This window comes from Candidatus Methylomirabilota bacterium (genome assembly GCA_028870115.1).
In the GTDB taxonomy this organism is placed as follows: Bacteria; Methylomirabilota; Methylomirabilia; order Methylomirabilales; family Methylomirabilaceae; genus Methylomirabilis.
The window spans coordinates 67,151-90,296 of the sequence record JAGWQH010000055.1 but is presented as its reverse complement, the minus strand read 5'-3'; the positions used below and the strand labels follow the sequence as shown (position 1 = coordinate 90,296).

Sequence of the window (23,146 nt, the reverse complement as noted above, 5' to 3'; positions counted from 1 at the left end):
GCCACTCTTTTTCCCGACCTCTCCCCCCCAGCCGGTATCCCTGTAGAAGCCAAACGACTCTCCTTTACGATGGTCGCCAGGAATTATCGCTGTGAGCCCTCTGTGATCGCGGTGGACCGAGAAGGGAGATCGGCGCTGGTCAAAGTCACAATTCGCAGCGACGGCGCGAGACACGTCTTCTCGATCCCCGGTCTCGATGTCAGGCGCTATCTCGAGCCGGGGCAGGAAACGACCGTTGAGTTTCTAGCAGAGCGGTCCGGGGTCTTCAAGTTTGGCTGCACCAGGTTTCCGTGGATCAGTCCGCTCGACCATAAGGGGAAGCTTGCAATCAGGTAGCAGAGGCTTATTCCCGGTGGAGGATGTTAATCAAGGCGCGTGCCGAGAAGAGCGCGTGCGGCGGGAGTAGATCACCAATCACGCCGAGCAGCAGGTCCGCAAGAGGTTGATGCCGGCGGAGCAGCCGCGCGACGGCATTGGCAGCACGGGGTCGGCGAATGACGGCCTGCAGCGCGGCGCCCAGGCGCTTCCTACCCATCAAGGCCTTGCGTTGCTCATCATCAAACCGCACGAGGTGAGCCTCCGTGAGGCCGCCATCACCATCGGCAAGGGCCGAGGCGATCTCGCGGGCCGCGAGCTTCGCGCTGTAGAGGGCATGACCTACCCCTTCACCGGTAAAGGGATCATAGAAGCCCACTGCGTCTCCAATCAGCAGCGCGCCGGCCTTGGCGCTGCGACTCGATCGGAATGCCAATGGGCCGAGGCATCGGACCGGTCCACGTCGGCCCGCGTCACGAAGCGCGCTCAGTGCAAAGGGAAACGCTTGCAGCGTGCTATCGAACAGCTCGTCAAGTTGCCCCTTGCAGCCTTGTACGATCCCCTGGTCCACCACAATGCTGGCGTTGGTCAGCCGCTCGCCGATCGGGTTGAGGATGCAATACGACCGGTTGCCGATGCAGATCAGGCCGTGATCCCGTAGGGGCACGTTGCAACGTGCCCCTACATAATAGGCGACCAGCGCCATCCGACGCAGCGACGGATGAGGCTGGTACAGGCCGAGTCGTCGGGCGACTACTGAGTCTCGCCCGTCTGCTCCCACGACGATCCGCCCCCGATACGTCTCTGGACCCGCTGGACCAATCCCCGTGATACCGCAAACCTGCCCGCTCTCCCGGATCAGATCGGTCACGCGAAACCCTTCGACGCATTTCGCTCCGAAGCCCTGAGCCCATGTCAGTAACAGGCTGTCAAGCATGGCCCTTGGGATAGAAAGCGCGAACGGGGGAGCCCCATTGGTTCCGGTGATGGCGGGAAATTCGGCTGTAAAGGTCGTACCGTCCGGAGAGATAATCGTCATGCCCCCCAGGCGCCGCGCCCCGGCTCCGCGTACCTCCTCCAGGAGGTCGAGTTGATCGAGGCATCTGACGGTTCCCGGGCTGAGATAGTCGCCGCAGATCTTCTCGCGTGGGAAGGTCGCCTTGTCGAGCAGCAGCGTGTCAACCCCGCGCTGCGCCAGAAGACCGGCCAGGACCGATCCGGCTGGACCGGCGCCCACAATGATTACAGCGGTCTGTGGCATAATGTGTAACGACTCAGGTATTTAGGCTGAAGACTGAAGGCGATACATGATCTCGCAAGGCCCGAATGAAGCCATGTACGATCTTCTTGATTTCTACCCCTAAGAGGCTTCAGTCTATCTGTCTATCTGTCTGAGTGGATATAAGGGCGATGCGAAACCAGAGATGGCGGCTCAGCCGTACATCGGCAAGACCGGCTTCGGTCGCCATGCGACGCAACTCCTCTGGTCTGAAACCACGAAGGACCGACATCGGGCCGTCGTGGCGCGTCAGACGATTGCCGGATAGCAGCCGTGTAGTCATCGCAGTCAGCAGACAGGCGAGCCGGCTGCGCAATAGGTCATTGACCAGCAGCCCGCGTCGAGCGACCCGCGCCATCTCCTGCAGCAGGAGGACCCCCTCCGCCTCGTTCAGGTGGTGAAAGAAGAGAGAGGCGATGACATAGTCGAAGCTGTGGTCAGGGTAGGGCAGGGGCGGCGCATGCGCCTGCCGCAGTCGGATTTCCGGGAAGTCGATCGACCATTCGGTTGCAGCCGCCAGAACCTGGTCGCTCCGGTCTACGGCTTCGATGGCAACAGCAAGCTTGCGCTTTCTAGCCCAACGACAGATGGCTCGAGGAATATCGGCCCCGCCGGTCGCGGTATCCAGGATCGTGAAGGGGCCCTGTGAATGCTTGCCCACCGTGCGACCGAGGTGGAAAAGTACCGTGCGCACACCTCCGAAGTATCGGTTCAGCCGCTCCAGATCACGCAGGTTCTCGCGGATCTCCTTATCAGAGTAGTTCGGGCGGTCCAGCAACTCCGCCACCCCTTGGAGGCGAGGGAGGAGCAGCCGGGTCGTCACCATCGCAGCAGCGCACCCTCCGCGCAGAAGCCCGGCCCGAGCGCAATCATCACGCCCAGGTCGCCTGGGGATGCCTGCCCGGATCTGATCACTTCATTGAGGACGAAGAGCACCGTGGCCGACGACATATTCCCGAATTGGCGAAGCACCTGGCGGGAGAAGCGGAGGTCGGCGTCACCGAGCCCCATCTCGCGCTGCGTCCGTTCGAGAACCCCTCTACCGGCGGAGTGCAGGACCCAGAATCGGATCTCCTCCTGCTTGAGATGGTAGCGATCGAGCATTGCCTCTGCCAGCCCCTTCATCATGGCGCTGCCGATTCCCCTGATCTCCTTGGACAACAGGATGCGGGGTCGCCCGTTCGGATAGGTAAACCCCATCAGATCAAGGTGCTCCGAACGGACCAGACTCATGTGGCCCATGACTTTGATCCCATCCCTATCTGATGCCAGCAGCGCCGCAGCGGACCCGTCGGCAAAGATTGCGTTGGCCACTGCGGTTTCGAGAGAGTCATCGAGGTAATAGGTCGAGGAACAGATCTCTACCGAGACGATCAGGGCCCGATGATCAGGAAAGGCTCGGAGATGGTTGTAGGCTTGCTGTAGCGCAATCATCCCGCTGGCGCAGCCCATATCCCCCACATGCACCCGTTGGACCCCCTCCTTCATTCTGAATTCCCGGACGAAATGGGCGTCGAGGTTGGGGCAGAGTCGGCCAGTGCACGTGGTGGTCGCGATGAAGTCGATCTCCTGTGCGGAGCACCCGGACGTCTCCAGGGCGCGCTGGATCGCCAGGCTGCCGATTTCGACGCCTCCTTTACGGAACCGGTCGCTGAGTTCGTCCGTGGTCTCAGTGGGGCGAAAGGTGGCCTTATCTACATACAGATGCCGCTGCTCAATGCCGCTGTGCAGGAAAAAGCCCCGCCGTCGCTCGTCGGTATACGACGCGAGGGCCAGGAGCTCTTCCTGAGAGAACTGTGTGGTCGGGTTCGCGGTGCCGAGGGCTACGATCCTGGGGTTGGGCATAGAGCCTCCTGAAGATGCGACATCCGGATTCCTCACTCGCGGGCACAAGGCCTACGGCTAATCCGTTTACGCGAACTTCAATCTGGATGCCTGGAAAAGGACATGTGACCTATTTCTTCTCTACTAAGAAGTAGATGTAGCGAAGAAAGCCGACATCGTAGGCGACTTTAATGTAGATGGCTGCCGGAAATTGCTCTTTCATAAGCCTAATGCCGTCGCTTCCCAACTTCATACCTTTCCAGATAAGGTGCGGAAGATCTTCGAATGAAAGCTTCTTGATACCCGTCAATGCTGACTCGTAACCGAATTCCCAGTTACGCTTGACTTGATTATTCAGATCGGTAATTTCAATGATGTTGAAATCGTTTTGATCAAAATATTTCTTATAATTCTCTGGCGTCTCAAGGCTGGGTATGGCCCAGTACTTCATAAAAGGATGCAAGACAAGTTCTTCCTGAATTGAGTTCAGCCCATCCTGCTTACACCATCCGAGCAGGAGGAAACGAGCTCCGGGATTCATAACGTGCGAGATTTTTTCCACAGCTACTCTTTTATCTGGTAAATAGCAATCGACGTCCATGAGCACTACGGCGCCAAACGTTTCTCCGAGTTCATCAACTTTCATGATGTCGTAGTGCTTGAAACGTAAATTCGGCCGCTTAAATCTACTGGTATGTGAAAGTTGGGAACGGGAGATATCGATTCCCAACACGTCACCAGAGGTATGTTCAGCAAGAACATTGGTAAAACCACCTCTCCCGCAACCCAGTTCGAGTACCTTGGGCACATTTTTAATCCGCAAGGCTTCTAAATATTTCTTGTGAGTATTGCTAAAAGCCGATTCCCAACTTTCATTTTCATCCTTGAACAGTGCGAAATGAAAAAAATCATTCCAGCGCTCCGCGTAAAGATCGCTGACCGCCGCAAACATACGCTCCATACTTTCGTCGTATTTCTCCTTAAAATACTTAAAATCTTTTGCGTATGTATTTGTAGTAAACATATGTTTAAGAGTTTTGTTTCTCCCTTACAGAACACAGTGTGGGCTATTTTCAGAATACATTGCCGATTAGAATTATGCAAACAGGAAAGCTCCGCCTCGAGGCGTGTTCGCGCCGCCCATTGGTCATTCAGCAAGAGTGCTTATGCTATCGTTGCTGTCCCGTCATTGGTGACTGTCAAGAACTGCTTCTGTAAGAAATAGGCCGTGGGGGCGGGAGGGCGTACACGAGCGTTGCCGACTCCACGCAGTCGCCACTTTTCGCTTGACAGGAAGCAATCGATGTTTAAAGATCGCCGCGTCTTTAAGGCTGGGTTTCCCTCGTGTTTCTCCCCGATAGGCCCCGTACACATTACTCGGACGATACTGCTACCATGGCACTATGAAGAGATGTCCTTGCTATGCTTTGCTTGTGGTCAGTATCAACTCTGCCGATGCTGAGAGGTAGTAGATGAGCGCAGCGACCGGACCCTTAAAGCGTACCCCGCTGTTCGAGATACACTGCCAACTTGGTGCCAGGATGGTGGCCTTTGGGGGCTGGGAGATGCCGGTGCAGTATGCCGGGATTCTGGAGGAGCACCGTGCCGTCAGGGAGCAGGCGGGCTTGTTCGACGTCTCGCATATGGGGGAGATTGAGATCATGGGACCCGCCGCCCTGGAAGCGGTGCAGCACCTCACCTCAAATGATGCGTCTCGGCTCTCCGTCGGAGAGGTACAATACTCTGCCCTCACTACCTCCGAGGGGACATTTGTGGACGACATCACCGTGTATAAGTGTACGAGTGACGGCTACTGCTTGACGGTGAATGCCGCGAATATCGAGAAGGATTTGGCCTGGATCCGTGAGCACATGGTGTCAGGCGCGGAGGTCAGAAATACCAGCGACGAGATGGCCCTCCTGGCCCTCCAGGGACCCAGAGCGCAGGAGATTCTGGAGAAGCTGACCTCTGTGGAATTGGGAAGGCTGAAATACTTCCGATTTGTCGAAGGACAAGTGATTGGCATCGACTGCCGTATCTCCCGGACAGGTTACACCGGGGAGGACGGCTTCGAGATCTATATCCCACCGCAGCATGTGACTACCCTCTGGAATGCCCTCCTCGAGGCAGGGGCGCCGGTTGGCTTACAACCCTGCGGCCTTGGCGCCCGTGACACCTTGCGCCTCGAAGCCAAGATGGCCCTGTACGGTCAGGACATCGACGATCGCCACACCGTCCTGGAGGCGGACCTCGGCTGGATTGTGAAGCTGGAAAAGGGAGAGTTCATTGGCCGCGAGGCGCTTACGCGGCAGAAGGCGGTTGGGATCAGCCGGAAGCTGGTGGGGTTCGAGATGCTTGGTCGGGGGATCGCCCGCTCCCACTATCCTTTGGTCAAGGGCAGTCAGCCGATCGGCGAGGTCACTAGCGGCGGACCCGCGCCCTCGCTCGGGAAGAACATCGGACTGGGATATGTGACGGTACAGTACGCGGCTGTCGGAACCGAGTTTGACATTGTGATTCGGGATAGTCCCATTGCCGCGAGGGTCGTTCGAACTCCTTTCTATAAGCGAGCACGTTGAAGGCTATGGAGGTGAGTATGGTTCCTGAGGGGCTGCACTATACGAAAGCGCATGAATGGGTCAAGGTTGAGGGGGATCGTGGACGTATCGGGATCACCCACTTTGCCCAGAGCCAACTCGGCGACATCGTGTTCGCTGAAATGCCACAGGTCGGGAGGGTACTGCGTCAGATGGAGGCGTTCGGCGTCGTGGAGTCGGTGAAGGCCGTCTCCGACCTGTACTGTCCACTGACCGGTGAGGTGCTCGAGGTCAACTCCTCGCTCGAATCGAATCCGGAGCAGATCAACGTCGACCCCTACGGACGGGGATGGATGATCGTGGCCAGAATCGCTGATCCTGACGAGCTGGGGAATCTGATGACCGCTGAGGAGTACAAAGCCTATCTGGCGGCGGAGGAGCACTGATGGAGTACATCCCGAACACGGAGGCCGACTGCCGCGCGATGCTGGATGCCATCGGCGTCCGGTCGAGCGACGAGCTGTTTTCCGATATCCCCTCCAAGCTCAAGCTCAAGCGGGGGCTAAATCTGGCGCCGCCGCTTTCCGAGACCGGATTGCGGAAGCACATGAAGGAGTTGGCCGGCAAGAACGCAGACGTGGATCAATACTCCTCCTTCCTGGGGGCAGGCGCCTACAATCACTTCATCCCTGCCGCCGTCTCCCACCTGGTGTTCAGGTCGGAGTTCTACACCGCCTATACGCCGTACCAGCCGGAGCTATCGCAAGGGACACTTCAGGCGATCTACGAGTACCAGACGTTGATCTGCCAGCTTACCGGCATGGAGGTGGCAAACGCGTCGATGTATGACGGTTCCAGCGCCCTGGCCGAGGCGGTCTTGATGGCTCACAGGATCAATGGGCGTCGGGAGGTGGTGCTGCCCATGGCCATACACCCGGAGTACCGGACGGTATCCCACACCTACGTGAGCAAGCTTGGCCTCCACCTGCACGAGGTTCCCTATACGGACCAGGGCACGACCGACCTGAAAAAAGTGAAGGCGGCGCTTTCAGACCGCACCTGCGCCGTTGTGGTCCAGAGCCCGAACTTCTTCGGCGTCCTGGAGTCGCTAGATGAGCTCGCAGAGACCGCTCACCGCGTCGGGGCCCTCCTGATCGTAGCTGTGGCCGAGCCGGTGTCGTTTGGCATCGTCCGATCTCCCGGCGAATGCGGGGCGGACATTGTCGCGGGAGAGGGCCAGGCGTTCGGAAACCACCTGAACTTCGGCGGCCCCTACCTTGGCTTCTTCGCCTCGAAAGACGCCTACCTCCGCAGTATGCCAGGTCGCCTGGTCGGACAGACCGAGGATAAGGTCGGGAGGGTAGGCTACGTGCTGACGCTCTGCACCCGAGAGCAACACATCAGGCGGGAGAAGGCTACGTCCAACATCTGTACGAATGAAGGACTCTGTGCCTTGGCCGCGACGGTTCACCTGTCGCTATTGGGGCGAGCCGGGCTTAGGGAGCTGGCCCTGCTGAACCTCCGCAAGACGGCCTATGCCAAAGAAGCGATCTCTAAGCTCCGCGGCTACGAGCTTCCGTTTGCAGGTCCCACCTTCAATGAGTTTGTAGTGCGGGTGAAAAGGCGGACCCCGTCCCAGGTGAACCGCACGCTACTGGCCAAGGGAATCATCGGCGGTGTGGAACTGGGCCGGTTCTACCCGGAGCTTTCGGATTGCCTACTTCTCTGTGTGACGGAGCAAAACAGCCGCGAGGAGATCGACGCGCTCTGCAAGGCAATGGGGGGTGGGCGATGAAGGATGAGGTGCGGGGGGATGGGGGGATTTCCTGTGGGCAAAGCGTCAAATGCGAGGAAGAGGGCGAAGGGATCGGCGTCCGGGGGCTCATGATGCATGAGCCGCTCCTGTTTGATCAAGGGTCGCAAGGGCGGCGAGGATGTACGCTCCCCGAGTGCGACGTCCCGGAGCTGAAGCCGGAGCGATTGCTGCCCAGGAAGCTTCTCCGGCACGACATTCCCGATTTCCCCGAACTGTCTGAAGTCGAGGTGGTTCGGCATTTCACGCGGCTATCGCAATGGAATTACGGAGTCGATACGGGCTTCTACCCCTTGGGCTCTTGCACGATGAAGTACAACCCGAAGATCAATGAGGAGGTGTGGCGGCTGCCAGGCTTCTCCTGCGTACACCCGTACCAGCCGGAGGGCCTGATCCAGGGCGCCCTGGAGCTGATGTATGAGCTGGAACAGTTCCTGGCAGAGGTGAGCGGGATGGACCGGGTGTCACTCCAGCCGGCCGCCGGCGCCCAGGGCGAGATCCTGGGCATGATGCTGATCCGAGCGTACCTGGAATCGAAGGGGAGCCCGCGGAAACGGGTCCTGGTCCCTGACTCCGCCCATGGCACCAATCCCGCGAGTTCCGCCATCTGTGGCTACGAGGTGCGACAGATCAAGTCCGGCTCGAACGGCCGCCTGGATCCTAAGGCCGTGTCCGACGCGATGGACGAGGACGTGGCCGCCATCATGGTCACGAACCCTAATACCCTTGGGCTATTCGAGGATCAGATCGCCGAGATCGCCAAGATTGTTCACGCCAAGGGCGGGCAGGTTTATTGTGATGGCGCCAACCTGAATGCCATCATCGGGATCTCGAGACCGGGCGACACCGGGATTGACGTCCTACACTTTAACCTGCATAAGACGTTTGCGGTTCCGCACGGGGGCGGCGGTCCGGGCGCGGGTCCGGTGGGTCTCAAGGCGCATCTGACGCCATTTATGCCGGTCCCGGTTATCGAGAAGAAGGGGAAGCGATTCGTCCTGAATAACGACCTGCCGTCAAGTGTCGGTAAGGTGCGCGCCTTCTATGGCAACTCCGCGGCGCTGGTTCGGGCCTACGCCTACATCCGGTCGCTGGGTCCATCGGGGCTGCGCCGCGTGGCCGAGGTGGCCGTGATCAATGCCAATTACATCATGAATCAGTTGAAGGACCACTACCATCTGCCGTACGACAAATTCTGCAAACACGAGTGCGTCTTCTCCGATGCGCGTCAGCTTCGGTACGGCGTCCAGACCCTGGACATCGCCAAGCGATTGATGGATTACGGCTTTCATCCCCCAACCATCTACTTCCCCCTCATTGTCAGAGGCGCCATGATGATCGAACCGACCGAGACCGAGAGTAAGGAGACGCTGGATCGGTTTATCGCCGCCATGAAGCGGATCGCCGAGGAGGCCGAGCGTGACCCGGAGCTGGTCCGGTCCGCTCCGCACAAGACCAAGGTCTCGCGGCTTGACGAAGTCAAGGCGGCCCGCCAGCCGAACTTGCGTTGGAAGGGGAAGACATCAAAGGAGAAGAGCGGAAGTTGAGAGGAGAGCAACCTCAGTAATTTCCCTAGAAAATAGCATTCAGCAATCAGCGCTCAGCTGTCAGCTTCAGATAAACCCCCCTGCCCCCCCTTTCGTAAAGGGGGATTGAGGGGGGTTTCACCGGCCGTGGTGCGGCCGCGGCCGCATGGGGTGTTGCTCAGCAATGACGCAACCGATGGCGCCCTGGCCTTTGGGAATCGTGCCTTTCGACGTATGCCGCTCGCGGCCAGTGGTCGTGCTTTCTCATGTTTTAAACAGGTCAGAGTGTGTGCCCATTCTCTCGAAGTGCATCCGATCGCCGGCGACTCTGTAGATCAACAGCCAATCGGACTCGATATGGCACTCACGGCGGCCGATGAAGTTGCCGACGAGACGATGGTCACGGTGGATCGGATCCAGAGGTTCCCCCGCAAGAAGGCTGCGGATAATGATCTTCAGTTTGTCGAAATTCTTGCCACGACGACGGCTTCTCTCCAGGTCTTTAGCGAACTGCTGTGTATATACGGGCTTGTACATCAGATACCGAGTTTCCGGAACATGTCGTCTGCATCATCGCAGACGACCAGATCACGTCCGGTCTCGGAAGCTTCGAATGCCCGTTTCGTGGTTGCTGTCGGAACGACGACATCGAACGGAAGTCCGTCACGAAGTTCAACTTGCCTGTAGAAAATCGTGATGGCTTGCGTTGCGTTCAGGCCCAATCGGTGAAAGATGGATTCGGCGCGGTTTTTCAGGTCTGGTTCCAATCTGGCCCGTACCATTGCGGTCTTGCTCATCATATCACCTCCATTTCCTCAAAGCATTGTAGCGCAATTGGGGTACAGACGCAAGTCGTCTCTTCCTGCTAATGTAGTGTCCCTAACGCTTCTTGACATATTCCGTTCGCCCTGAGCCTGTCGAAGGGTTAACAATATCAATAGGTGCCGTTCATGGATTCGACAAGCTCACCACGAACGAGATGTAAAGAGATTTCTGGGACACTACACTAACGACTTCGAGCTCAGCGGCGAATGGAGTGGGTCCGTTGCAGTGAGCGGTCAGATCGATTTGCCGGTCGACTGCCGACGGATTCTAATCAGGGCTCGCCTTCCTGGGGTAGTTGAGCGAGGATTCGGTCAGCCTCCTCGAACTGGAACTCGTTGAGGACATGGATACCCGCTTGCCGGAGAAGAGCTGCGGTGACTCCTTGCCCTGGAACTCGTCGGGAAGTAAACGTACCGTCGTACGTGAAGGACGTGCCGCAGGATGGGCTACCCTCTTTGAGGATCGCGACCCGAATCGACTCCAGTCGAGCGTATTCGAGTGCCTGCTGCGCGCCGGCGACGAAGAATTCGGAGACATCACGGCCATTCACGTCGAGGACCCGTCCGATGCCAGACAGGACGCTCGACCCACCCGCAGCCTCGGCGATCTCAGCGGCCGATCTTGGGACAGGCAACCCCCCCGCGACTTCCGGACAGAATGGCACGACACGCCCTTCGCGCAGCCATCGTTCAAGGACGCTATCATGGCTCTGCTTGTGCTCGCCGTTGTGACGAACGCGCTCACCCAACAGGCACGCGCTCACCAGTACTCGATGCATCGCGAGTGTTCCGTCAGCAGCCTAACGCTTAGGTTCACGCGCGGCCATGCAGGAGCGTAGCGCAGGTAGGAACGTCGCTCAGCGCGGGCTCGGTCCACATTACTTCAGCCATCGATTCATGCGCTTCTTGGCCTGCGCATGAGTGAGCGTCCGCCCTTCTTTGATAGCTTTCCCCCCACGCGCGATTCCTTCGAGTAGGCGCATCCGATGCTGCAAGGTCTCGTAGGTATCAACGTCCACCAGGTAGGCGCTTGGTACGCCGTGCTGTGTAATGAGGATAGGCTCCTTGCTCCGTTCCAGCTCGGAGAGAAGTGCTGTGGCTTGGCGCTTCAGTGTTGTGACGAGTTCGGTTCGCATAGGAGTAATACTATACACTCTGGTCCTTGCAAGCCCTATGTGGCCCAACAGATATTAGCCGACAGACCAAGCACGCCTCCCAACTGCAGACATAGAATCCGGCTGAGTCAGAAATGCTTTACCCATACGCCTTGCGTTATCCGATGGTCAGAGTGTTTGCGACGCGTTGGAACTGCTTTCCTATGTACGCCGAAAAAGCCGATGACGCCGCGCCGACACTCCCGATCTCGCCTCCGCTATTGAAGTCATGGGCACCAAGCAAGGTGATGTTCTCGGGCGGCTTCCCACCGAGGAAGAAGAGCGTAACCCACAGCTGGGCAGTGTTCTGCGCCGTCGTTCCGCAGCTCACCCGCTTCACGCTAGAGTAGTTGGCGACGTGCTTGCCATCCTCCATCACTTTGCCGCCTTCAATCTGCCAGCGCATGCCGGGATCGTCTACGTTGTTCAGGCAATCTCGATGCAACGTGTAGGTAAGGGTTGGACACGGACCTGCCCCAAACGTCAGGTGGAACGGTGCTGTCAGCCCGCCACCGCCGTCAGGGATGAAGAAGTCCATGAACGCCCCAGTCGGATAGTTGAAGCGCATGACATTGGCAGCGTTCTGCGTGGCGACGTAGAGGTTGTTGTCGGGACCAAACGTGATTCCGATTGGGACGTAGAGGTCGCTGCCGGTGTTGGCGAAGAAGTCGATGAACGCGCCCGTTGTCGGGTTGTAGCGTCGGACGCCAAGATTCCCTCCGAATGTACCGCCAGAGATGTAGAGGTTGCCGTCGGGGCCAAACGTCATGGCCGATGGCGTATACAGACCGCCGGAGCCGATCGGGTTACCAGCGGGCATCAGCAGGCCGAACGACGCCATGGTCGTGAGATCGAACGTCTCAACGGTGGCGGTGTTGTAGTAGAGCACATAAAGGCGGTTATTCGCGGGGTTGACCTTCACGTCCCGCGGGCTGGGGTTGACGAGCGAGGGTACGAAGTTGCCGGCGTTCACGCCCGTGGCGGCGTCGAACCGCTGGACACCCTGAGGTGGATTCGAGTTGGTTACGTAGAGCACGCCCTGGTGGATGGTCATGCCCGCAGGACCTGCGAGGTTGGTCGACGCAAACACATCGATGAACGCGCCAGTCCCGCTGTCGTAGCGCTTCACCTGGTTGGTTTGGCCATCCGAGACAAGCAGGTTGCCGTCGAGACCGATAGCGAGGCCGAGCGGATCGCCCAAGGCGCCGCCGGACGCGGCCACCTTGACGAAGGCGCCGGTCGTCGCGTCGTACTCCCGAACGGTGTGGTTCAATTGGCTGGTGACGAGCAGGGGCACTGGCTTCGCGCCCTTCGTGATCATTTTTCATCGCTCCTTTCCGGCCTATGACTTTCGAATTCGGGTCTAACGTGCGCGTTGAGCCGCGCGCACTCATGGCTCACACGCGTCGGCTCTATTCGATGTTAGGCGAGGGCTGATGGCTGAAACTTGAGGCGCCCGATGTACGGGTCTCAGGCCTCTTACAGGGGCAAAAATTGGACGTGATCGACCACGTCTTCGGGCTCGCCTGCTTTGGCAATCAGCTCCAAATCCTGAATACACCGACCAATGGACACGCGCAGGGGATGCGCGTAGATCACGCCTGCAAAGAGCAGTCTCGCCCGTTGGCGGCGCGCGGCCTCCGTCACGAGATCATCATCGTGCGTAAAAAGCGCCCGTCCCAAGGTCCCCGCCCGATCCAGGAGGGCAGGATCCTCGAACCCTTGCGCCCCATCCTCCTCGGCGGTGAGTGCCGCCACCCCACGCACACGCAACCCCACCGTGATCGCGCGCGGCACGTGATGATCCATATAGAGGGCAATAGCCATCAGAGCAACCCCTTCGCCTTGAGGCGCGCGATTAGGGGAGTTGGCCCCAGCCCCCGGTGCTGCTGCGTGATCTGATTCAGCCGCCGCTCAATCTCCTGATCCAATTCCGCCTGATGATCCGCGTAGTAGGCTAACGCCGAATAGATTTGCCCCAAGGTGATGGAAGGATGCTGGAATTGGAGCTCTTCCGGGCTCCACCCGTAAGCCTGCTTCTCGACCACGAGTTCGATGACTTTCATCGTGGTCCCGGCAATGATGGGAACCTGCGCCTCGTTCAAGACCACATGTTCATACCGCGTTTCGACGACCGCCATCGGGAGACACCTCCTTTCTCTGAACAGGCAACAATATAGTCATAGACGTCCCCGTAAGGCAACTCTTCATCCATGAGCCGCCAACGGCGCGCATCAGTTGGCGCGCGAAGCGAAGCGGAGCGCGGCCAACGTGCACATCGTGTTCCAGATCTCCTCGGACACCGCTACGTAGATTTCAGGCGGCCCGGCGATGTCGGCGTCAAACCAGTGCACGAACTCCTCATAAACGATCCGATGCACATCACTTGCAGACGTGGCCTCGTGCAGGCGCGGCAAGATCGTTCTCACCTCCACATCGTACTCGTCATCCGGTGCGCCGATCGCGATGAGACGAATCGGATCAGCCTCACGAACGAGGCGCGACACCTCGGCGTACAGCTCCCTGTACGCTTGCTTCAGCGATGCTCGTCTGTCTGCGCGACTCATTTCCCACGTGCCGAACGCCGGGCCTGAGCCGCGCGGGCCACCGCGTCGGCTCCAGGCCGTAGTTAGGCTTCGAGTCAGTGCATTACCGTCCTTAAGTCGTCGATGCTGGTTGGAGGATCATCCCGATGAAGCATCGCATGGCAGTTCGGGCAAACAGGTCTCAAGTCACGAATAGGATCGACGGTATAGCTGCCTTGTTGGCGCGCGAGTGACGATAAGTGATGCACATGAATGAAGCCCTTTCCTCTCATGCCAAACACCTGTTCGAACGAGAAGCCGCACACGACACATGAAGCACCATAGTGAGCAATACAGGCGCGGCGAGCGATTTGGTTCCGTTCAAAGCGGTTTGCTGTGACACGGTGCAGGGCTCCTTCCATGAGGTCAGATCCCGAAATGGCATCCGGGAGTGCGGGCGCGGAGCCCGCCCCCACATCCACATAGCCTGGTTGCGGGAGGTCGCGGTTCAAGAATCTGGCGAGTTCGCGTACCATGTCCGGCGCGTGCCCCATTCGGACACCCCGACCAACCCCTCGCCGACCCGCAGAAACAATTGCGGCGTAGAGGCCAGGACGAACCTGCTCAGTGGTTCGAGCGAGGTCTTCGATAGGACGATAGGGGGCTTCGATCAAGATTGAGTGCGGAATCGATGGATAGTAAGGTTCGTCCCCCAGACCCGTCGTTACCGAGACCGCCTGCGGCAACATTTGCTGATCGACGAGCCGTCGATCAAGGATGAGTCGGAGTTGATCTTCTTGAGTGGTCAGGATCTCTGTGAAGCCAACATTAATGCGAATATCTGGCATGTAGTCTGTCAGCCCCCACTTCCCACCGGCGGCGCTGGCCGCATGCTGAATGACATCCGCAACGAGCGGGATCACAATCGCCGCGACATCGAGCGGGAGATCAAAGGGGTTCTCGGGCATCGCGAATCTCTCCATTGACTGAATTCATGGCGGAAGCCCAACAGATATTAGCCGACAGTTCTCGGACGGACTTTACGATATTGGTGTGTTAAATGCAACACGATACCCCTGACACACCCCTTGGAATACCCTTGAACAAAACGCTGGTACAGAAACCAACTGTTGGATATTCTGCTGGATAAACCTGTACGTGGTCTGCCATGTCCCGCGAGAGATCTGATTGGTCATAACAACGGAGGTGAGAGACCGATGCCGACAGCACTGACCATTGCCGGCTCTGATTCCGGGGGCGGGGCGGGGATCCAGGCGGATCTCAAGACCTTCGCCGCCCTTGGGGTATTTGGGACCTCGGCGATCACGTCGGTCACGGCCCAGAATACGGTCGGCGTCCAGGGGGTACACGATCTGCCGTCGGAGTTCGTCGGCCGCCAGATCGACTCGGTCCTGGAAGATATCGAGATCGATGCGGCCAAGACCGGAATGCTCTCGAACGCTGCGATCATTGAAGTGGTTGCAACGAAGGTAACAGCGCATGCGATCACGCGGCTGGTGGTCGACCCGGTGATGGTGGCCAAGAGTGGAGCGCCGCTACTGCAACCCAGGGCGGTGAAGGCGCTCGTCGAGCGTCTGCTGCCCCTTGCGCTCGTTGTCACGCCCAACGTACCGGAGGCCGAGGTGCTCTGGGAACAGAGGATCGTGGGGCTTGCTGAGATGCGCGAAGCGGCGCAGCGAATCCACAGTCTCGGTCCTCGGTATGTCGTCCTCAAAGGGGGCCACCTCGGCATTCGCGCGATCGATCTCTTGTACGACGGAAGCACGTTCACCATGCTTGATGCCGAGCGGATCGATACGCCGCACACCCATGGGACCGGGTGCGTCTTCTCTGCAGCTATTACCGCGGAGCTGGCCAAGGGCAGTCCGGTCCCGGACGCGATTGCCGCCGCCAAGCGATTCATTACGACCGCGATCCGCCATGGGTTTCGGCTTGGCAAGGGATTCGGTCCGACCGATCCGATGGCGGCCGCCCGGAGCCTCACACCGTCCTGATGCGTATCCGAACCCTTCATCCCTGGACCGTCTCGCCGCAAGAGGCGATGGCGATCCAGCTCCAGCTTCGATCTCAGCTTCGTCTGTACGGGACCGGACCGTTTGGTGCTATTGCGGGGGTCGATGTCGCGTACGACAAGAGTTCGAAGCGGATGTTCGCCGGAGCCGTCGTCATGAGCGGCGACGGGCGTGAAGTGCTGGATTTCGCCACCGCGACTGCGAGCGCAGACTTTCCGTACATTCCGGGACTTCTGTCGTTCCGAGAGATCCCGGCGGTGATCAAGGCGTGGAAGAGACTCAAGACATCGGCGGATTGCCTGATCTGCGACGGTCACGGCCTCGCCCATCCCCGCCGCTTCGGACTTGCCTGTCATCTGGGCCTCCTGCTCGATCTTCCCTCGATCGGGTGCGCGAAGAGTCGCCTGGTGGGGACGTACCGGGAGCCGCGGAAGTGCCGCGGAAGCGCGGCGCCGCTGCTGGATCAGGACGAGCAGATCGGTGTGGTCCTTCGGACCAAAGATGGGGTGGCGCCGGTCTTTGTCTCTCAGGGCGATCGGGTTGATCTGGATGCTGCCGTACAGGCGGTGCTTGCCATCTGTCGCGGCTATCGACTCCCTGAGCCTCAGCGTCGCGCTCATCTGTTAGTAACGAAGATGCGACTTGCCGCCGGAGCGGGGAGCGCACCAGGCGATCATGCGTGACAGAGCGATTGGTTTTAGCTACCAAGAGTGGCACAAGTAGGAAGACATGCCGTACCCGTTGTAGTCATTCCGGGCTTGACCCGGAATTCAGTTTGTTCGGCCTGGATTCCCGCTTTCGCGGGAATGACATGGTTTCACCTTACTTATGGACTTCTCAGCAATGGCGGGAGTCTATTCCTGCATAAAGGAGGGGACCAGATGGAGTTAGGGCTGCGTGAGAAGGTTGTGATGGTGACCGGCGGAAGCCGGGGGATAGGCAGAGCGATCGCCCTGGGGTATGCCGAGGAGGCGTGTCGGCTCAGCCTTTGTGGTCGAACTCAAGCGACGTTAGACGACATAGCAGTTGTCATCAAAGCCTTCGGCGTCGAACTTCTCACGGTGTCCGCCGACCTCACCGATCCTCATGGGGCGGAGCGGTTCGTACAGGCGACGCTCGACCGGTATGGGCAGATCGATGTGCTGGTGAACAACGTCGGCGGGTCGCGCCGCGGAGAACTGGAGGCTCTCTCAGAACAGGATTGGCGTGAGGTGTACGACCTGAACTTTTTTTCGACCCTCCGGATGGTCCGGCTGGTGGTGCCGGTTATGAAGCGGCAAGGCGGCGGACGGATTCTCAACATCGCCTCGATCTGGGGGCGGGAGTCTGGAGGGGCGATGACCTACAACGCGTCCAAGGCGGCGGTGATCAGTCTTTCCAAGTCGCTCGCCAGGGAGCTGGCCCCACACAATATTTTGGTCAACAGCGTCGCGCCCGGTTCGACGCTCTTTCCAGGCGGCTCATGGGATAGAAGACAGCGCGAGAATCCGGGCCAGATCGCTCAGTTTATCAAGGACGAACTGCCGCTTGGCCGGTTCGGTCGCCCCGAGGAGGTCGCAGCCGTCGTGGTCTTTCTGGCATCCCAAAGGGCCAGTTTAGTGACCGGAGCGTGCGTTACCGTCGATGGTTGTCAGTCGCGGTCGCTCATCTGATCGGTCGCAAAGGTCCTGAGGCCGATAGAAATGTTTCCTTATTAAAGGCCAGTATGTCAATAAGGCTTCGAGTTCCTCGTGAGGGTGCTGGAGGATCAAATGGATAAGCGGGCCTTGCTGTCGATCCACGAGTCTGAGTTCAAGGGGCTCCTGCTCTATGCCCTCGCCCCGTAAGCCCGCTTTAAAGATTCTCAAAGGTGATCTCTCAACGGATGGTCATCTTCCCTGAGCTCCTTTAATGCCTTGGATCAGGGGCTCAACGATCTTGCTTTTCAGCGCCTCAGCATCAAGTATAGAGGTCAAAGGCACTCCGAGAGTTGATACCTGCAGGAATGGCAGGGGTTCCTTTGGCCAGATTGTGGAACTTGCTGGCAGAAGCCGACCATCATCGCTCCGCTGCGGCATTTTTAGGTGCCAACGTGCATATGAGTATTGCCAACGCTTCCCCACCTCTACCCCAGGACCATAATCAAACCAGCCAGCGGTTAGGAGTGGCTCATCCAAGGAAGTGCTGCCCTCCGCATCATCCAGCACTACTGACACAAAGCCCAAGATATGTTGAACGTTGTTGTTCTTATAAAATCGAGAAAAATCTTGTGGGATCCAGAAACGGGGGCTCGAAAGAGTGTATGAGAGACCTGCAAAGGGCTGAGCGGTCTCTGCTCTCCAGCCTCTATCGATCATTAGGCTGTCTGCTGTCATCAGCAGGAGAGAGATTTGCTCACAGAGTTTCCTTAATTGTTGCATCAAGCTCACGATATTTTTGCCATCCCCACTCATCATTGAAACCTCCACCTAAGTGGTTCTTCTGGTGAAACGTATATCCACTCGAAGTAAACCGGCGGACCAGAGAATGTCCATTGAATACTTGGATGCTCCTCAACTGTGGAGAAGCCCTGAAAGAAGGTCAAATTCAAGCGGCGAAGGACCTCTGCGAGGTCCCTGAGCATTTCCGGGCTGTCATCGGTGATCAAAGCCGGGAGGTGACGCCACGACAACCAAGAGATTCTTGCCTTCCCGCGGTTCTTATTTGCGAGTTCCCTCTGCGAGGCTTCAATGTCCTGAGCTGGATAGCTTACATCTGCGGTTAGATAAATGAGCAGCGGCTCGCATAATTCCTTTTCGGCCAGACGCTTCAGGTTCTCCCACTCCCGTGCGAGCTGATCATTTGGGTGCTCTCCCGCCTCTTCCTTCGAAGACTTACCTGGACGATACTTGGCCTCAACAACAACAAGGAACTTCCTATCATTGGGACAGGTTATTCGTAAGAGCACATCCGGTTCACAGCCGTCACAGTCTGACTCTTGGACCCAGGGCCAAAACTTATATTCGACCTTCACGTTGGCAGAAAGGTCCTCGAAGGGTTTTTCTCCCTGTGCGAATGAGGCTTTGGAAAGAAAAGGAACCAGTGCGCTCTCAGGTGAAAAATACTTCAATGCTCCGAAAACATTGGACGTAAGAATGTCCTCCATGTTCTCCTGCTCAGATGAAAGTTTACCGCCTAATGATGCCATTAACATGAATCTTACCTTCGAGCCTTTCCTATAACTTGCCAGTAGTCCCTTCGCGGGCCTATTGGGAGTTAGGTCATTAACGAAACATCGGTATAGTGGGACCAAGCGGTCCAGGGGGTAATTCAAACTGAATGTAGAATTGGATTACCGTTCGAGTTTTGGATCCCAAACCTGAAATGTGAGAAGGCGCGTAGCACGTCCAGGCGGTTCTGGGCAATTAATGTCCTCGATGTCAAGTGTTGAAGCGAATTTCTGGGGTGCATCACGAGGTTATGCGATCAAAATAGTTCCTGAGCCCGTTCTCTGGCCCCTTTTTGATTGCCTCTATATGTGTGATGCGTCCCAAAATTGAAGTGATGCTTTTTGTCCGTCTGGATGATTCGGCTGGGAGATATTTCAACTGGTGAATGGCTGCGCGAACCTGGCTGCGGTTCTTTCGTGGGACAACAATCCTTTTATTGTTAACCAGCAAACCGGTGATCACTTGGGGCTTCCAGTTCGGCATCACTTTTACTTTTCGATGCGGCACCCGAAAGCCCGCGTGGTGCAAGATTTCAACTACGGGATTTATGACTGATCTTGATTCAACGCCAGAGAATGCAATATCGTCCACGAAGCGAGTGATTCTTAGGCCTTCACGCTCAGCCACGGCGCACGCGTTGATGTCTGGGGGCATCAAGACTAAGTTGGCTAGTGTTGTGCTAGTCGGTGCTCCCTGAGGGAGGTGGTCTTCGAAGGTGGTCAATTGAGTGAGTAGGCGGGAAATCGTTGGACTGCACCCCAAAAGGCTGTTCCAGACATAAAACACTTGATCATTTGTGATGCTTGGAAAGCATTTCCCAATATCAAGGGTCACGACGCAAGCGGTTTGCGTGTGGATTGAGGCATTTGTGAAAGGCGAACATCCTCTCACGCCGCCATGTATGTGTATGGGAAGCTTAAGATCGGAAAGAAGCCATCTGTTGATCCTGCGTTGAACATGCTTAAGGGGATCGATAGGATTATCAATCCATCGGATTTTCCCCCCTTTGTGTTTAGGGAAGGGCCTATAATAACTGCCTGCCTTTGCTGCAACCTCCCGCAGGAGATCACGATTGACGCCAAGTTGAAACTCAAGATAGCGCAGCGAGCAGATCCCCAGGCATTCGGTCTTTTCTGTCATCTTTGCCTCTTGGGCTTTCTCGATTGCAATAGAAGCTCCAATAGTGAACTCGAGAGTTCCTGAAAATCTTGAGATGGCGTGTTTCTCAAGTCTTGAGGATCGCTTGCGAGCAGTATGACAAGGTAATTAGGAACACCAACTGCCCGGGAGAGTTTTTCAATCGTTGGTAGTCGAGGTGATCTCTTACCGGCCTCGATGAGAGACAGGTGGCTAGCTGCAATTCGAGCTTTCTTGGCTAACTCGATTTGAGTCAGACCTGCAGCCGCTCGACATATTTTGATAGCACGACCGTAGTTCATTCTATCCAAGAAAGCTTAATGGATCGTTTTGGCCTCAATCCCGCCGATTACTAGCTTGGCGGTTCAGGAAGGTCTCACAAAGTGTCTCAGCAATCGATCGGATCACCTCGAAGACTTCCTCTTGGGTGATACGATTGAATCGCCCAACTCTTCTGAGCTTCCTTTCCGCCCTTGCGAGCTCCTCCTTTTGGCCGGGGTCCAGTGCTCCGCATGCTTGCAACCGCTGGAGGTAGCCAATGCAAGCATTGAGATTCCTTGACCTCTGACGCATCTCCCTCACCTCCTTTCTCGGCACGTAATTTGCGCCGCGCCCCATAGCGCATGCCCCGAGAAGGAGAGCACTGAACCCGACGATCCTTAAGCCTGCTGATCATAAGCGCCCCTTTTCACAGCTTGTCCAGTTAGCAACCTTATCAGCTAGCCAGAGTTACTGCGATTAGCTTGCAGAGTGTTGAAACATGACTGACCTCTGCTTGCCACCTATGAGCACTCCTCCTAACAGCCAAAGTAGTTAGCCAAGTCAGTCAGCCAAGACCATTGCTGTCAGAAGGTGTACGGCGCCAGTCTTGAATTGGCTCCGCGACGGCGCTACTAGACGGACGCCGTCTTTAGCGAGCAGTTGCCTGCTCACGACTCACTTGAGTCGCATGAGGCAGCGCACAATGGAATAGGGGCCGGAGATGCTGTCAAAGAACCTCTGCACCGCCGGTTCGGCGGTCCATTATTAACAATTATAATAGCCAGAGAGCGTTTTCGTCAAGAATTTTCACTAAATAGCAAAGTTAATTTACTTTATGGCGCGAGATATTGATGGAGAGCAGAAGTCCCGCGGTCCTGATGGGGTTACAGCTCTACTCGACGGTTACACTCTTGGCGAGGTTGCGCGGCTGGTCTACGTCGCAGCCTTTCCGCACCGCGATGTGGTAGGCGAGGAGTTGAAGGGGGACGACAAGGAGCAGGGGCATCAGGTGAGGGGAGGTATGAGGGATGCTGACAAGATGGTCGGCCTTACTGAGGAGGCGGGAATCGGTTTCGTCAGAGAGGGCGATGATGATCCCGTTGCGCGTTTTCACCTCCGCGATATTACTCAATACCTTCTCGATGGTCCTGTCCTTTGGCGCCAGAAAGACCACCGGCATCTCTTCCGTGATCAGGGCGATGGGTCCATGTTTCATCTCGCCGGCCGGATACCCCTCGGCGTGAATGTAGGAAATCTCCTTGAGCTTCAGGGCCCCCTCCAGCGCGACGGGATAGTTGATGCCACGGCCCAGATAGAGGAAATTCGAGGCGGCGTGGAAGTGCCCGGCCAGTTCTTCCAGTGCGGGCCCGAGGGAGAGTACCTGCTCCATCTGTTGTGGCAAGTGGATCAGTTCGCCGAGCAATTCCTGGGTTCTTGCCGCGTCGAGACGCCCTTTGGCTCGACCCAGGGCCAGCGCCAGCAGGTAGAGGGCTGCCAGTTGAGAGGTGAACGCCTTCGTCGAGGCGACGCCGATCTCCGGACCCGCGTGGGTGTACAGGACCCCATCACTTTCACGGCTGAGTGTAGAGCCGACCACGTTGCAGATGGCGAGGGACTTGCAACCGCGGCGACGGGCTTCTCGCATTGACACCAGCGTATCCAGCGTTTCACCGGATTGGCTGATTGCAATGACCAGCGTTCGCTCATCCAGGATCGGATCGCGGTACCGGAATTCAGAGCCGTAGTCAACCTCGACCGGAATACGCGCCAGATCCTCGATGAGGAACTTACCGATCAGCCCGGCATGCCAGGAGGTCCCGCAGGCGACCAGGACGATCCGATCGAGCGACGGTAGCCGGTCATGGAGGGCGTCAAGTCCTTCCAGGTAAAGGTGACCGCCTTCCAGCGAAAAACGACCGCGAATAGTATCCCGAATTGCTCGAGGCTGCTCGTAGATCTCTTTCAGCATGAAGTGCTTATATCCGCCCTTTTCGGCCATGAGTGGTGTCCAGAGAATCTTTTCGATCTTCTTTTGTACCGGCTCTCCGGCCAATGTCGTGACGTTGACACCATCGTGGGAGAGGACGACCATCTCCTCATCGTCCAAAAACAGGACGTCCCGGGTATGGGAAAGAATAGCGGGGAGGTCCGAGGCGATGAGGAACTCTCCGTCACCCAATCCCACCACCAGTGGGCTACCGTTTCTAGCCGCCACGATCCTGTGTGGATCGCCCTTCCAGAGGACTCCTAGAGCATAGGAACCGACGACGCCGGCCAGAGCCAGGCGGACAGCCGTTTCCAGGTCGACCGTGTTCCGGAGTTGCGTTTCGATCAGGTGAGCGAGCACCTCGGTGTCGGTCTCCGACGTGAAGTGGTGGCCCTCCCGCTGGAGCTTTTCTTTCAGGACCAGATAGTTCTCGATGATGCCGTTATGGACGACAACGACATCGCCGGTGCAATCGCTATGAGGATGGGCGTTCTCTTCGGTAGGCCGGCCGTGGGTGGCCCAGCGGGTATGACCGAGCCCGACCTCGCCGGAGAGATCGCGACCCCACAGGGTATTCTCCAACTCCTTGATCTTGCCCACGCTACGATAGACGACGATCCGGTCCTGTTGAAGGATCGCCAGGCCGGCCGAATCGTAGCCTCGATACTCCAGCCGCTTGAGTCCCTCCAGGAGGACCGGGACGACCTTTTTGTGTCCGATATACCCCACGATTCCGCACATTG

26 protein-coding genes are annotated in these 23,146 nt (G+C 57.6%); 8 read left to right on the top strand and 18 right to left on the bottom strand.

Annotated features, from left to right (window positions below):
- The coding region (locus KGL31_06585) for a cupredoxin domain-containing protein (protein ID MDE2321571.1) at positions 1–336 on the top strand (336 nt) is incomplete at its 5' end.
- A gap of 7 nt (positions 337–343) precedes the next feature.
- Here the strand turns inward: KGL31_06585 and KGL31_06580 are convergent.
- The 4 genes from KGL31_06580 to KGL31_06565 form a co-directional block, all read right to left on the bottom strand.
- Positions 344–1,576, bottom strand: coding sequence for an NAD(P)/FAD-dependent oxidoreductase (locus KGL31_06580; GenBank protein MDE2321570.1), 1,233 nt, complete (start codon positions 1,574–1,576; stop codon positions 344–346).
- Between the two features lie 109 nt (positions 1,577–1,685).
- The gene (locus KGL31_06575) at positions 1,686–2,420 is read right to left on the bottom strand and encodes a methyltransferase domain-containing protein (GenBank protein MDE2321569.1); all 735 of its coding nucleotides are present in this window, start codon (positions 2,418–2,420) and stop codon (positions 1,686–1,688) included.
- Positions 2,414–3,439 (bottom strand): type III polyketide synthase, encoded by a 1,026-nt coding sequence (locus KGL31_06570; GenBank protein ID MDE2321568.1) that lies wholly within the window; start codon positions 3,437–3,439, stop codon positions 2,414–2,416. The genes KGL31_06575 and KGL31_06570 overlap by 7 nt, the downstream gene beginning before the upstream one ends.
- A 109-nt stretch (positions 3,440–3,548) precedes the next feature.
- Complete coding sequence (locus KGL31_06565) at positions 3,549–4,379, bottom strand: methyltransferase domain-containing protein (protein MDE2321567.1); 831 nt, start codon at positions 4,377–4,379, stop codon at positions 3,549–3,551.
- 511 nt (positions 4,380–4,890) lie between these two features.
- On the opposite strand from KGL31_06565, the gene gcvT reads away from it, so the two are divergent.
- The 4 genes from gcvT to gcvPB all read left to right on the top strand — a co-directional run bounded on the left by gcvT (position 4,891) and on the right by gcvPB (position 9,315).
- On the top strand, positions 4,891–5,997 hold the full coding sequence (gene gcvT, locus KGL31_06560) for a glycine cleavage system aminomethyltransferase GcvT (protein ID MDE2321566.1): 1,107 nt from the start codon (positions 4,891–4,893) through the stop codon (positions 5,995–5,997).
- Positions 5,998–6,014: 17 nt separating this feature from the next.
- Positions 6,015–6,401 carry a glycine cleavage system protein GcvH gene (gene gcvH / locus KGL31_06555; GenBank protein MDE2321565.1) on the top strand — a complete coding sequence of 129 codons (387 nt, stop codon included), beginning with the start codon at positions 6,015–6,017 and terminating at the stop codon, positions 6,399–6,401.
- Positions 6,401–7,750 (top strand): aminomethyl-transferring glycine dehydrogenase subunit GcvPA, encoded by a 1,350-nt coding sequence (gene gcvPA, locus KGL31_06550; protein MDE2321564.1) that lies wholly within the window; start codon positions 6,401–6,403, stop codon positions 7,748–7,750. Before gcvH ends, gcvPA begins: the two co-directional genes overlap by 1 nt.
- Before the next feature lie 89 nt (positions 7,751–7,839).
- Positions 7,840–9,315, top strand: a complete 1,476-nt coding sequence (gene gcvPB / locus KGL31_06545; GenBank protein MDE2321563.1) for an aminomethyl-transferring glycine dehydrogenase subunit GcvPB — start codon at positions 7,840–7,842, stop codon at positions 9,313–9,315.
- 243 nt (positions 9,316–9,558) lie between these two features.
- Here gcvPB and KGL31_06540 read toward each other — a convergent pair whose 3' ends face one another.
- The 9 genes from KGL31_06540 to KGL31_06500 all read right to left on the bottom strand — a co-directional run bounded on the left by KGL31_06540 (position 9,559) and on the right by KGL31_06500 (position 14,780).
- Positions 9,559–9,831 (bottom strand): type II toxin-antitoxin system YafQ family toxin, encoded by a 273-nt coding sequence (locus tag KGL31_06540; GenBank protein ID MDE2321562.1) that lies wholly within the window; start codon positions 9,829–9,831, stop codon positions 9,559–9,561.
- Positions 9,831–10,091 (bottom strand): type II toxin-antitoxin system RelB/DinJ family antitoxin, encoded by a 261-nt coding sequence (locus KGL31_06535; GenBank protein MDE2321561.1) that lies wholly within the window; start codon positions 10,089–10,091, stop codon positions 9,831–9,833. Before KGL31_06535 ends, KGL31_06540 begins: the two co-directional genes overlap by 1 nt.
- A gap of 299 nt (positions 10,092–10,390) precedes the next feature.
- Positions 10,391–10,897, bottom strand: coding sequence for a DUF523 domain-containing protein (locus KGL31_06530; GenBank protein MDE2321560.1), 507 nt, complete (start codon positions 10,895–10,897; stop codon positions 10,391–10,393).
- Between the two features lie 99 nt (positions 10,898–10,996).
- Complete coding sequence (locus tag KGL31_06525; GenBank protein ID MDE2321559.1) at positions 10,997–11,254, bottom strand: type II toxin-antitoxin system Phd/YefM family antitoxin; 258 nt, start codon at positions 11,252–11,254, stop codon at positions 10,997–10,999.
- 136 nt (positions 11,255–11,390) lie between these two features.
- Complete coding sequence (locus KGL31_06520; protein MDE2321558.1) at positions 11,391–11,678, bottom strand: hypothetical protein; 288 nt, start codon at positions 11,676–11,678, stop codon at positions 11,391–11,393.
- A gap of 1,073 nt (positions 11,679–12,751) precedes the next feature.
- A complete protein-coding gene (locus KGL31_06515; GenBank protein ID MDE2321557.1) occupies positions 12,752–13,099 on the bottom strand; it encodes a DUF5615 family PIN-like protein in 348 nt (115 codons plus the stop codon).
- On the bottom strand, positions 13,099–13,413 hold the full coding sequence (locus KGL31_06510) for a DUF433 domain-containing protein (protein MDE2321556.1): 315 nt from the start codon (positions 13,411–13,413) through the stop codon (positions 13,099–13,101). The genes KGL31_06515 and KGL31_06510 overlap by 1 nt, the downstream gene beginning before the upstream one ends.
- 93 nt (positions 13,414–13,506) lie before the next feature.
- Entirely contained in the window at positions 13,507–13,839 is a 333-nt protein-coding gene (locus KGL31_06505) for a hypothetical protein (GenBank protein MDE2321555.1), read from the bottom strand.
- A gap of 74 nt (positions 13,840–13,913) precedes the next feature.
- Positions 13,914–14,780 carry an HNH endonuclease gene (locus KGL31_06500; GenBank protein ID MDE2321554.1) on the bottom strand — a complete coding sequence of 289 codons (867 nt, stop codon included), beginning with the start codon at positions 14,778–14,780 and terminating at the stop codon, positions 13,914–13,916.
- Positions 14,781–15,014: 234 nt separating this feature from the next.
- Here KGL31_06500 and thiD point away from each other — a divergent pair, with 234 nt between their 5' ends.
- The 3 genes from thiD to KGL31_06485 all read left to right on the top strand — a co-directional run bounded on the left by thiD (position 15,015) and on the right by KGL31_06485 (position 17,482).
- The gene (gene thiD / locus KGL31_06495) at positions 15,015–15,812 is read left to right on the top strand and encodes a bifunctional hydroxymethylpyrimidine kinase/phosphomethylpyrimidine kinase (protein MDE2321553.1); all 798 of its coding nucleotides are present in this window, start codon (positions 15,015–15,017) and stop codon (positions 15,810–15,812) included.
- The gene (gene nfi / locus KGL31_06490) at positions 15,812–16,513 is read left to right on the top strand and encodes a deoxyribonuclease V (protein ID MDE2321552.1); all 702 of its coding nucleotides are present in this window, start codon (positions 15,812–15,814) and stop codon (positions 16,511–16,513) included. The genes thiD and nfi overlap by 1 nt, the downstream gene beginning before the upstream one ends.
- Before the next feature lie 198 nt (positions 16,514–16,711).
- Positions 16,712–17,482 carry an SDR family oxidoreductase gene (locus tag KGL31_06485; protein ID MDE2321551.1) on the top strand — a complete coding sequence of 257 codons (771 nt, stop codon included), beginning with the start codon at positions 16,712–16,714 and terminating at the stop codon, positions 17,480–17,482.
- 216 nt (positions 17,483–17,698) lie between these two features.
- On the opposite strand, the gene KGL31_06480 is transcribed toward KGL31_06485, so the two are convergent.
- From KGL31_06480 to glmS, 5 genes are all read right to left on the bottom strand, one after another.
- On the bottom strand, positions 17,699–18,265 hold the full coding sequence (locus tag KGL31_06480; GenBank protein ID MDE2321550.1) for a hypothetical protein: 567 nt from the start codon (positions 18,263–18,265) through the stop codon (positions 17,699–17,701).
- The gene (locus KGL31_06475; GenBank protein ID MDE2321549.1) at positions 18,262–18,954 is read right to left on the bottom strand and encodes a hypothetical protein; all 693 of its coding nucleotides are present in this window, start codon (positions 18,952–18,954) and stop codon (positions 18,262–18,264) included. Before KGL31_06475 ends, KGL31_06480 begins: the two co-directional genes overlap by 4 nt.
- Positions 18,955–19,258: 304 nt before the next feature.
- Positions 19,259–20,158 (bottom strand): RNA-directed DNA polymerase, encoded by a 900-nt coding sequence (locus KGL31_06470; protein ID MDE2321548.1) that lies wholly within the window; start codon positions 20,156–20,158, stop codon positions 19,259–19,261.
- The gene (locus KGL31_06465) at positions 20,155–20,457 is read right to left on the bottom strand and encodes a helix-turn-helix transcriptional regulator (protein MDE2321547.1); all 303 of its coding nucleotides are present in this window, start codon (positions 20,455–20,457) and stop codon (positions 20,155–20,157) included. The genes KGL31_06470 and KGL31_06465 overlap by 4 nt, the downstream gene beginning before the upstream one ends.
- An 851-nt stretch (positions 20,458–21,308) precedes the next feature.
- The gene (gene glmS, locus KGL31_06460; GenBank protein ID MDE2321546.1) at positions 21,309–23,144 is read right to left on the bottom strand and encodes a glutamine--fructose-6-phosphate transaminase (isomerizing); all 1,836 of its coding nucleotides are present in this window, start codon (positions 23,142–23,144) and stop codon (positions 21,309–21,311) included.
- Positions 23,145–23,146: the final 2 nt, after the last annotated feature.

What these genes read in the sequence shown, in the direction of transcription:
- KGL31_06580 (MDE2321570.1), bottom strand. Translation starts at nt 1,576, where the DNA reads ATGCCACAGACCGCTGTAATCATTGTGGGCGCCGGTCCAGCCGGATCG.
- KGL31_06575 (MDE2321569.1), bottom strand. Translation starts at nt 2,420, where the DNA reads ATGGTGACGACCCGGCTGCTCCTCCCTCGCCTCCAAGGGGTGGCGGAG.
- KGL31_06570 (MDE2321568.1), bottom strand. Translation starts at nt 3,439, where the DNA reads ATGCCCAACCCCAGGATCGTAGCCCTCGGCACCGCGAACCCGACCACA.
- KGL31_06565 (MDE2321567.1), bottom strand. Translation starts at nt 4,379, where the DNA reads ATGGAGCGTATGTTTGCGGCGGTCAGCGATCTTTACGCGGAGCGCTGG.
- gcvT (MDE2321566.1), top strand. Translation starts at nt 4,891, where the DNA reads ATGAGCGCAGCGACCGGACCCTTAAAGCGTACCCCGCTGTTCGAGATA.
- gcvH (MDE2321565.1), top strand. Translation starts at nt 6,015, where the DNA reads ATGGTTCCTGAGGGGCTGCACTATACGAAAGCGCATGAATGGGTCAAG.
- gcvPA (MDE2321564.1), top strand. Translation starts at nt 6,401, where the DNA reads ATGGAGTACATCCCGAACACGGAGGCCGACTGCCGCGCGATGCTGGAT.
- gcvPB (MDE2321563.1), top strand. Translation starts at nt 7,840, where the DNA reads ATGATGCATGAGCCGCTCCTGTTTGATCAAGGGTCGCAAGGGCGGCGA.
- KGL31_06540 (MDE2321562.1), bottom strand. Translation starts at nt 9,831, where the DNA reads ATGTACAAGCCCGTATATACACAGCAGTTCGCTAAAGACCTGGAGAGA.
- KGL31_06535 (MDE2321561.1), bottom strand. Translation starts at nt 10,091, where the DNA reads ATGAGCAAGACCGCAATGGTACGGGCCAGATTGGAACCAGACCTGAAA.
- KGL31_06530 (MDE2321560.1), bottom strand. Translation starts at nt 10,897, where the DNA reads ATGCATCGAGTACTGGTGAGCGCGTGCCTGTTGGGTGAGCGCGTTCGT.
- KGL31_06525 (MDE2321559.1), bottom strand. Translation starts at nt 11,254, where the DNA reads ATGCGAACCGAACTCGTCACAACACTGAAGCGCCAAGCCACAGCACTT.
- KGL31_06520 (MDE2321558.1), bottom strand. Translation starts at nt 11,678, where the DNA reads ATGCGCTGGCAGATTGAAGGCGGCAAAGTGATGGAGGATGGCAAGCAC.
- KGL31_06515 (MDE2321557.1), bottom strand. Translation starts at nt 13,099, where the DNA reads ATGGCTATTGCCCTCTATATGGATCATCACGTGCCGCGCGCGATCACG.
- KGL31_06510 (MDE2321556.1), bottom strand. Translation starts at nt 13,413, where the DNA reads ATGGCGGTCGTCGAAACGCGGTATGAACATGTGGTCTTGAACGAGGCG.
- KGL31_06505 (MDE2321555.1), bottom strand. Translation starts at nt 13,839, where the DNA reads ATGAGTCGCGCAGACAGACGAGCATCGCTGAAGCAAGCGTACAGGGAG.
- KGL31_06500 (MDE2321554.1), bottom strand. Translation starts at nt 14,780, where the DNA reads ATGGAGAGATTCGCGATGCCCGAGAACCCCTTTGATCTCCCGCTCGAT.
- thiD (MDE2321553.1), top strand. Translation starts at nt 15,015, where the DNA reads ATGCCGACAGCACTGACCATTGCCGGCTCTGATTCCGGGGGCGGGGCG.
- nfi (MDE2321552.1), top strand. Translation starts at nt 15,812, where the DNA reads ATGCGTATCCGAACCCTTCATCCCTGGACCGTCTCGCCGCAAGAGGCG.
- KGL31_06485 (MDE2321551.1), top strand. Translation starts at nt 16,712, where the DNA reads ATGGAGTTAGGGCTGCGTGAGAAGGTTGTGATGGTGACCGGCGGAAGC.
- KGL31_06480 (MDE2321550.1), bottom strand. Translation starts at nt 18,265, where the DNA reads ATGATGAGTGGGGATGGCAAAAATATCGTGAGCTTGATGCAACAATTA.
- KGL31_06475 (MDE2321549.1), bottom strand. Translation starts at nt 18,954, where the DNA reads ATGGAGGACATTCTTACGTCCAATGTTTTCGGAGCATTGAAGTATTTT.
- KGL31_06470 (MDE2321548.1), bottom strand. Translation starts at nt 20,158, where the DNA reads ATGACAGAAAAGACCGAATGCCTGGGGATCTGCTCGCTGCGCTATCTT.
- KGL31_06465 (MDE2321547.1), bottom strand. Translation starts at nt 20,457, where the DNA reads ATGAACTACGGTCGTGCTATCAAAATATGTCGAGCGGCTGCAGGTCTG.
- glmS (MDE2321546.1), bottom strand. Translation starts at nt 23,144, where the DNA reads ATGTGCGGAATCGTGGGGTATATCGGACACAAAAAGGTCGTCCCGGTC.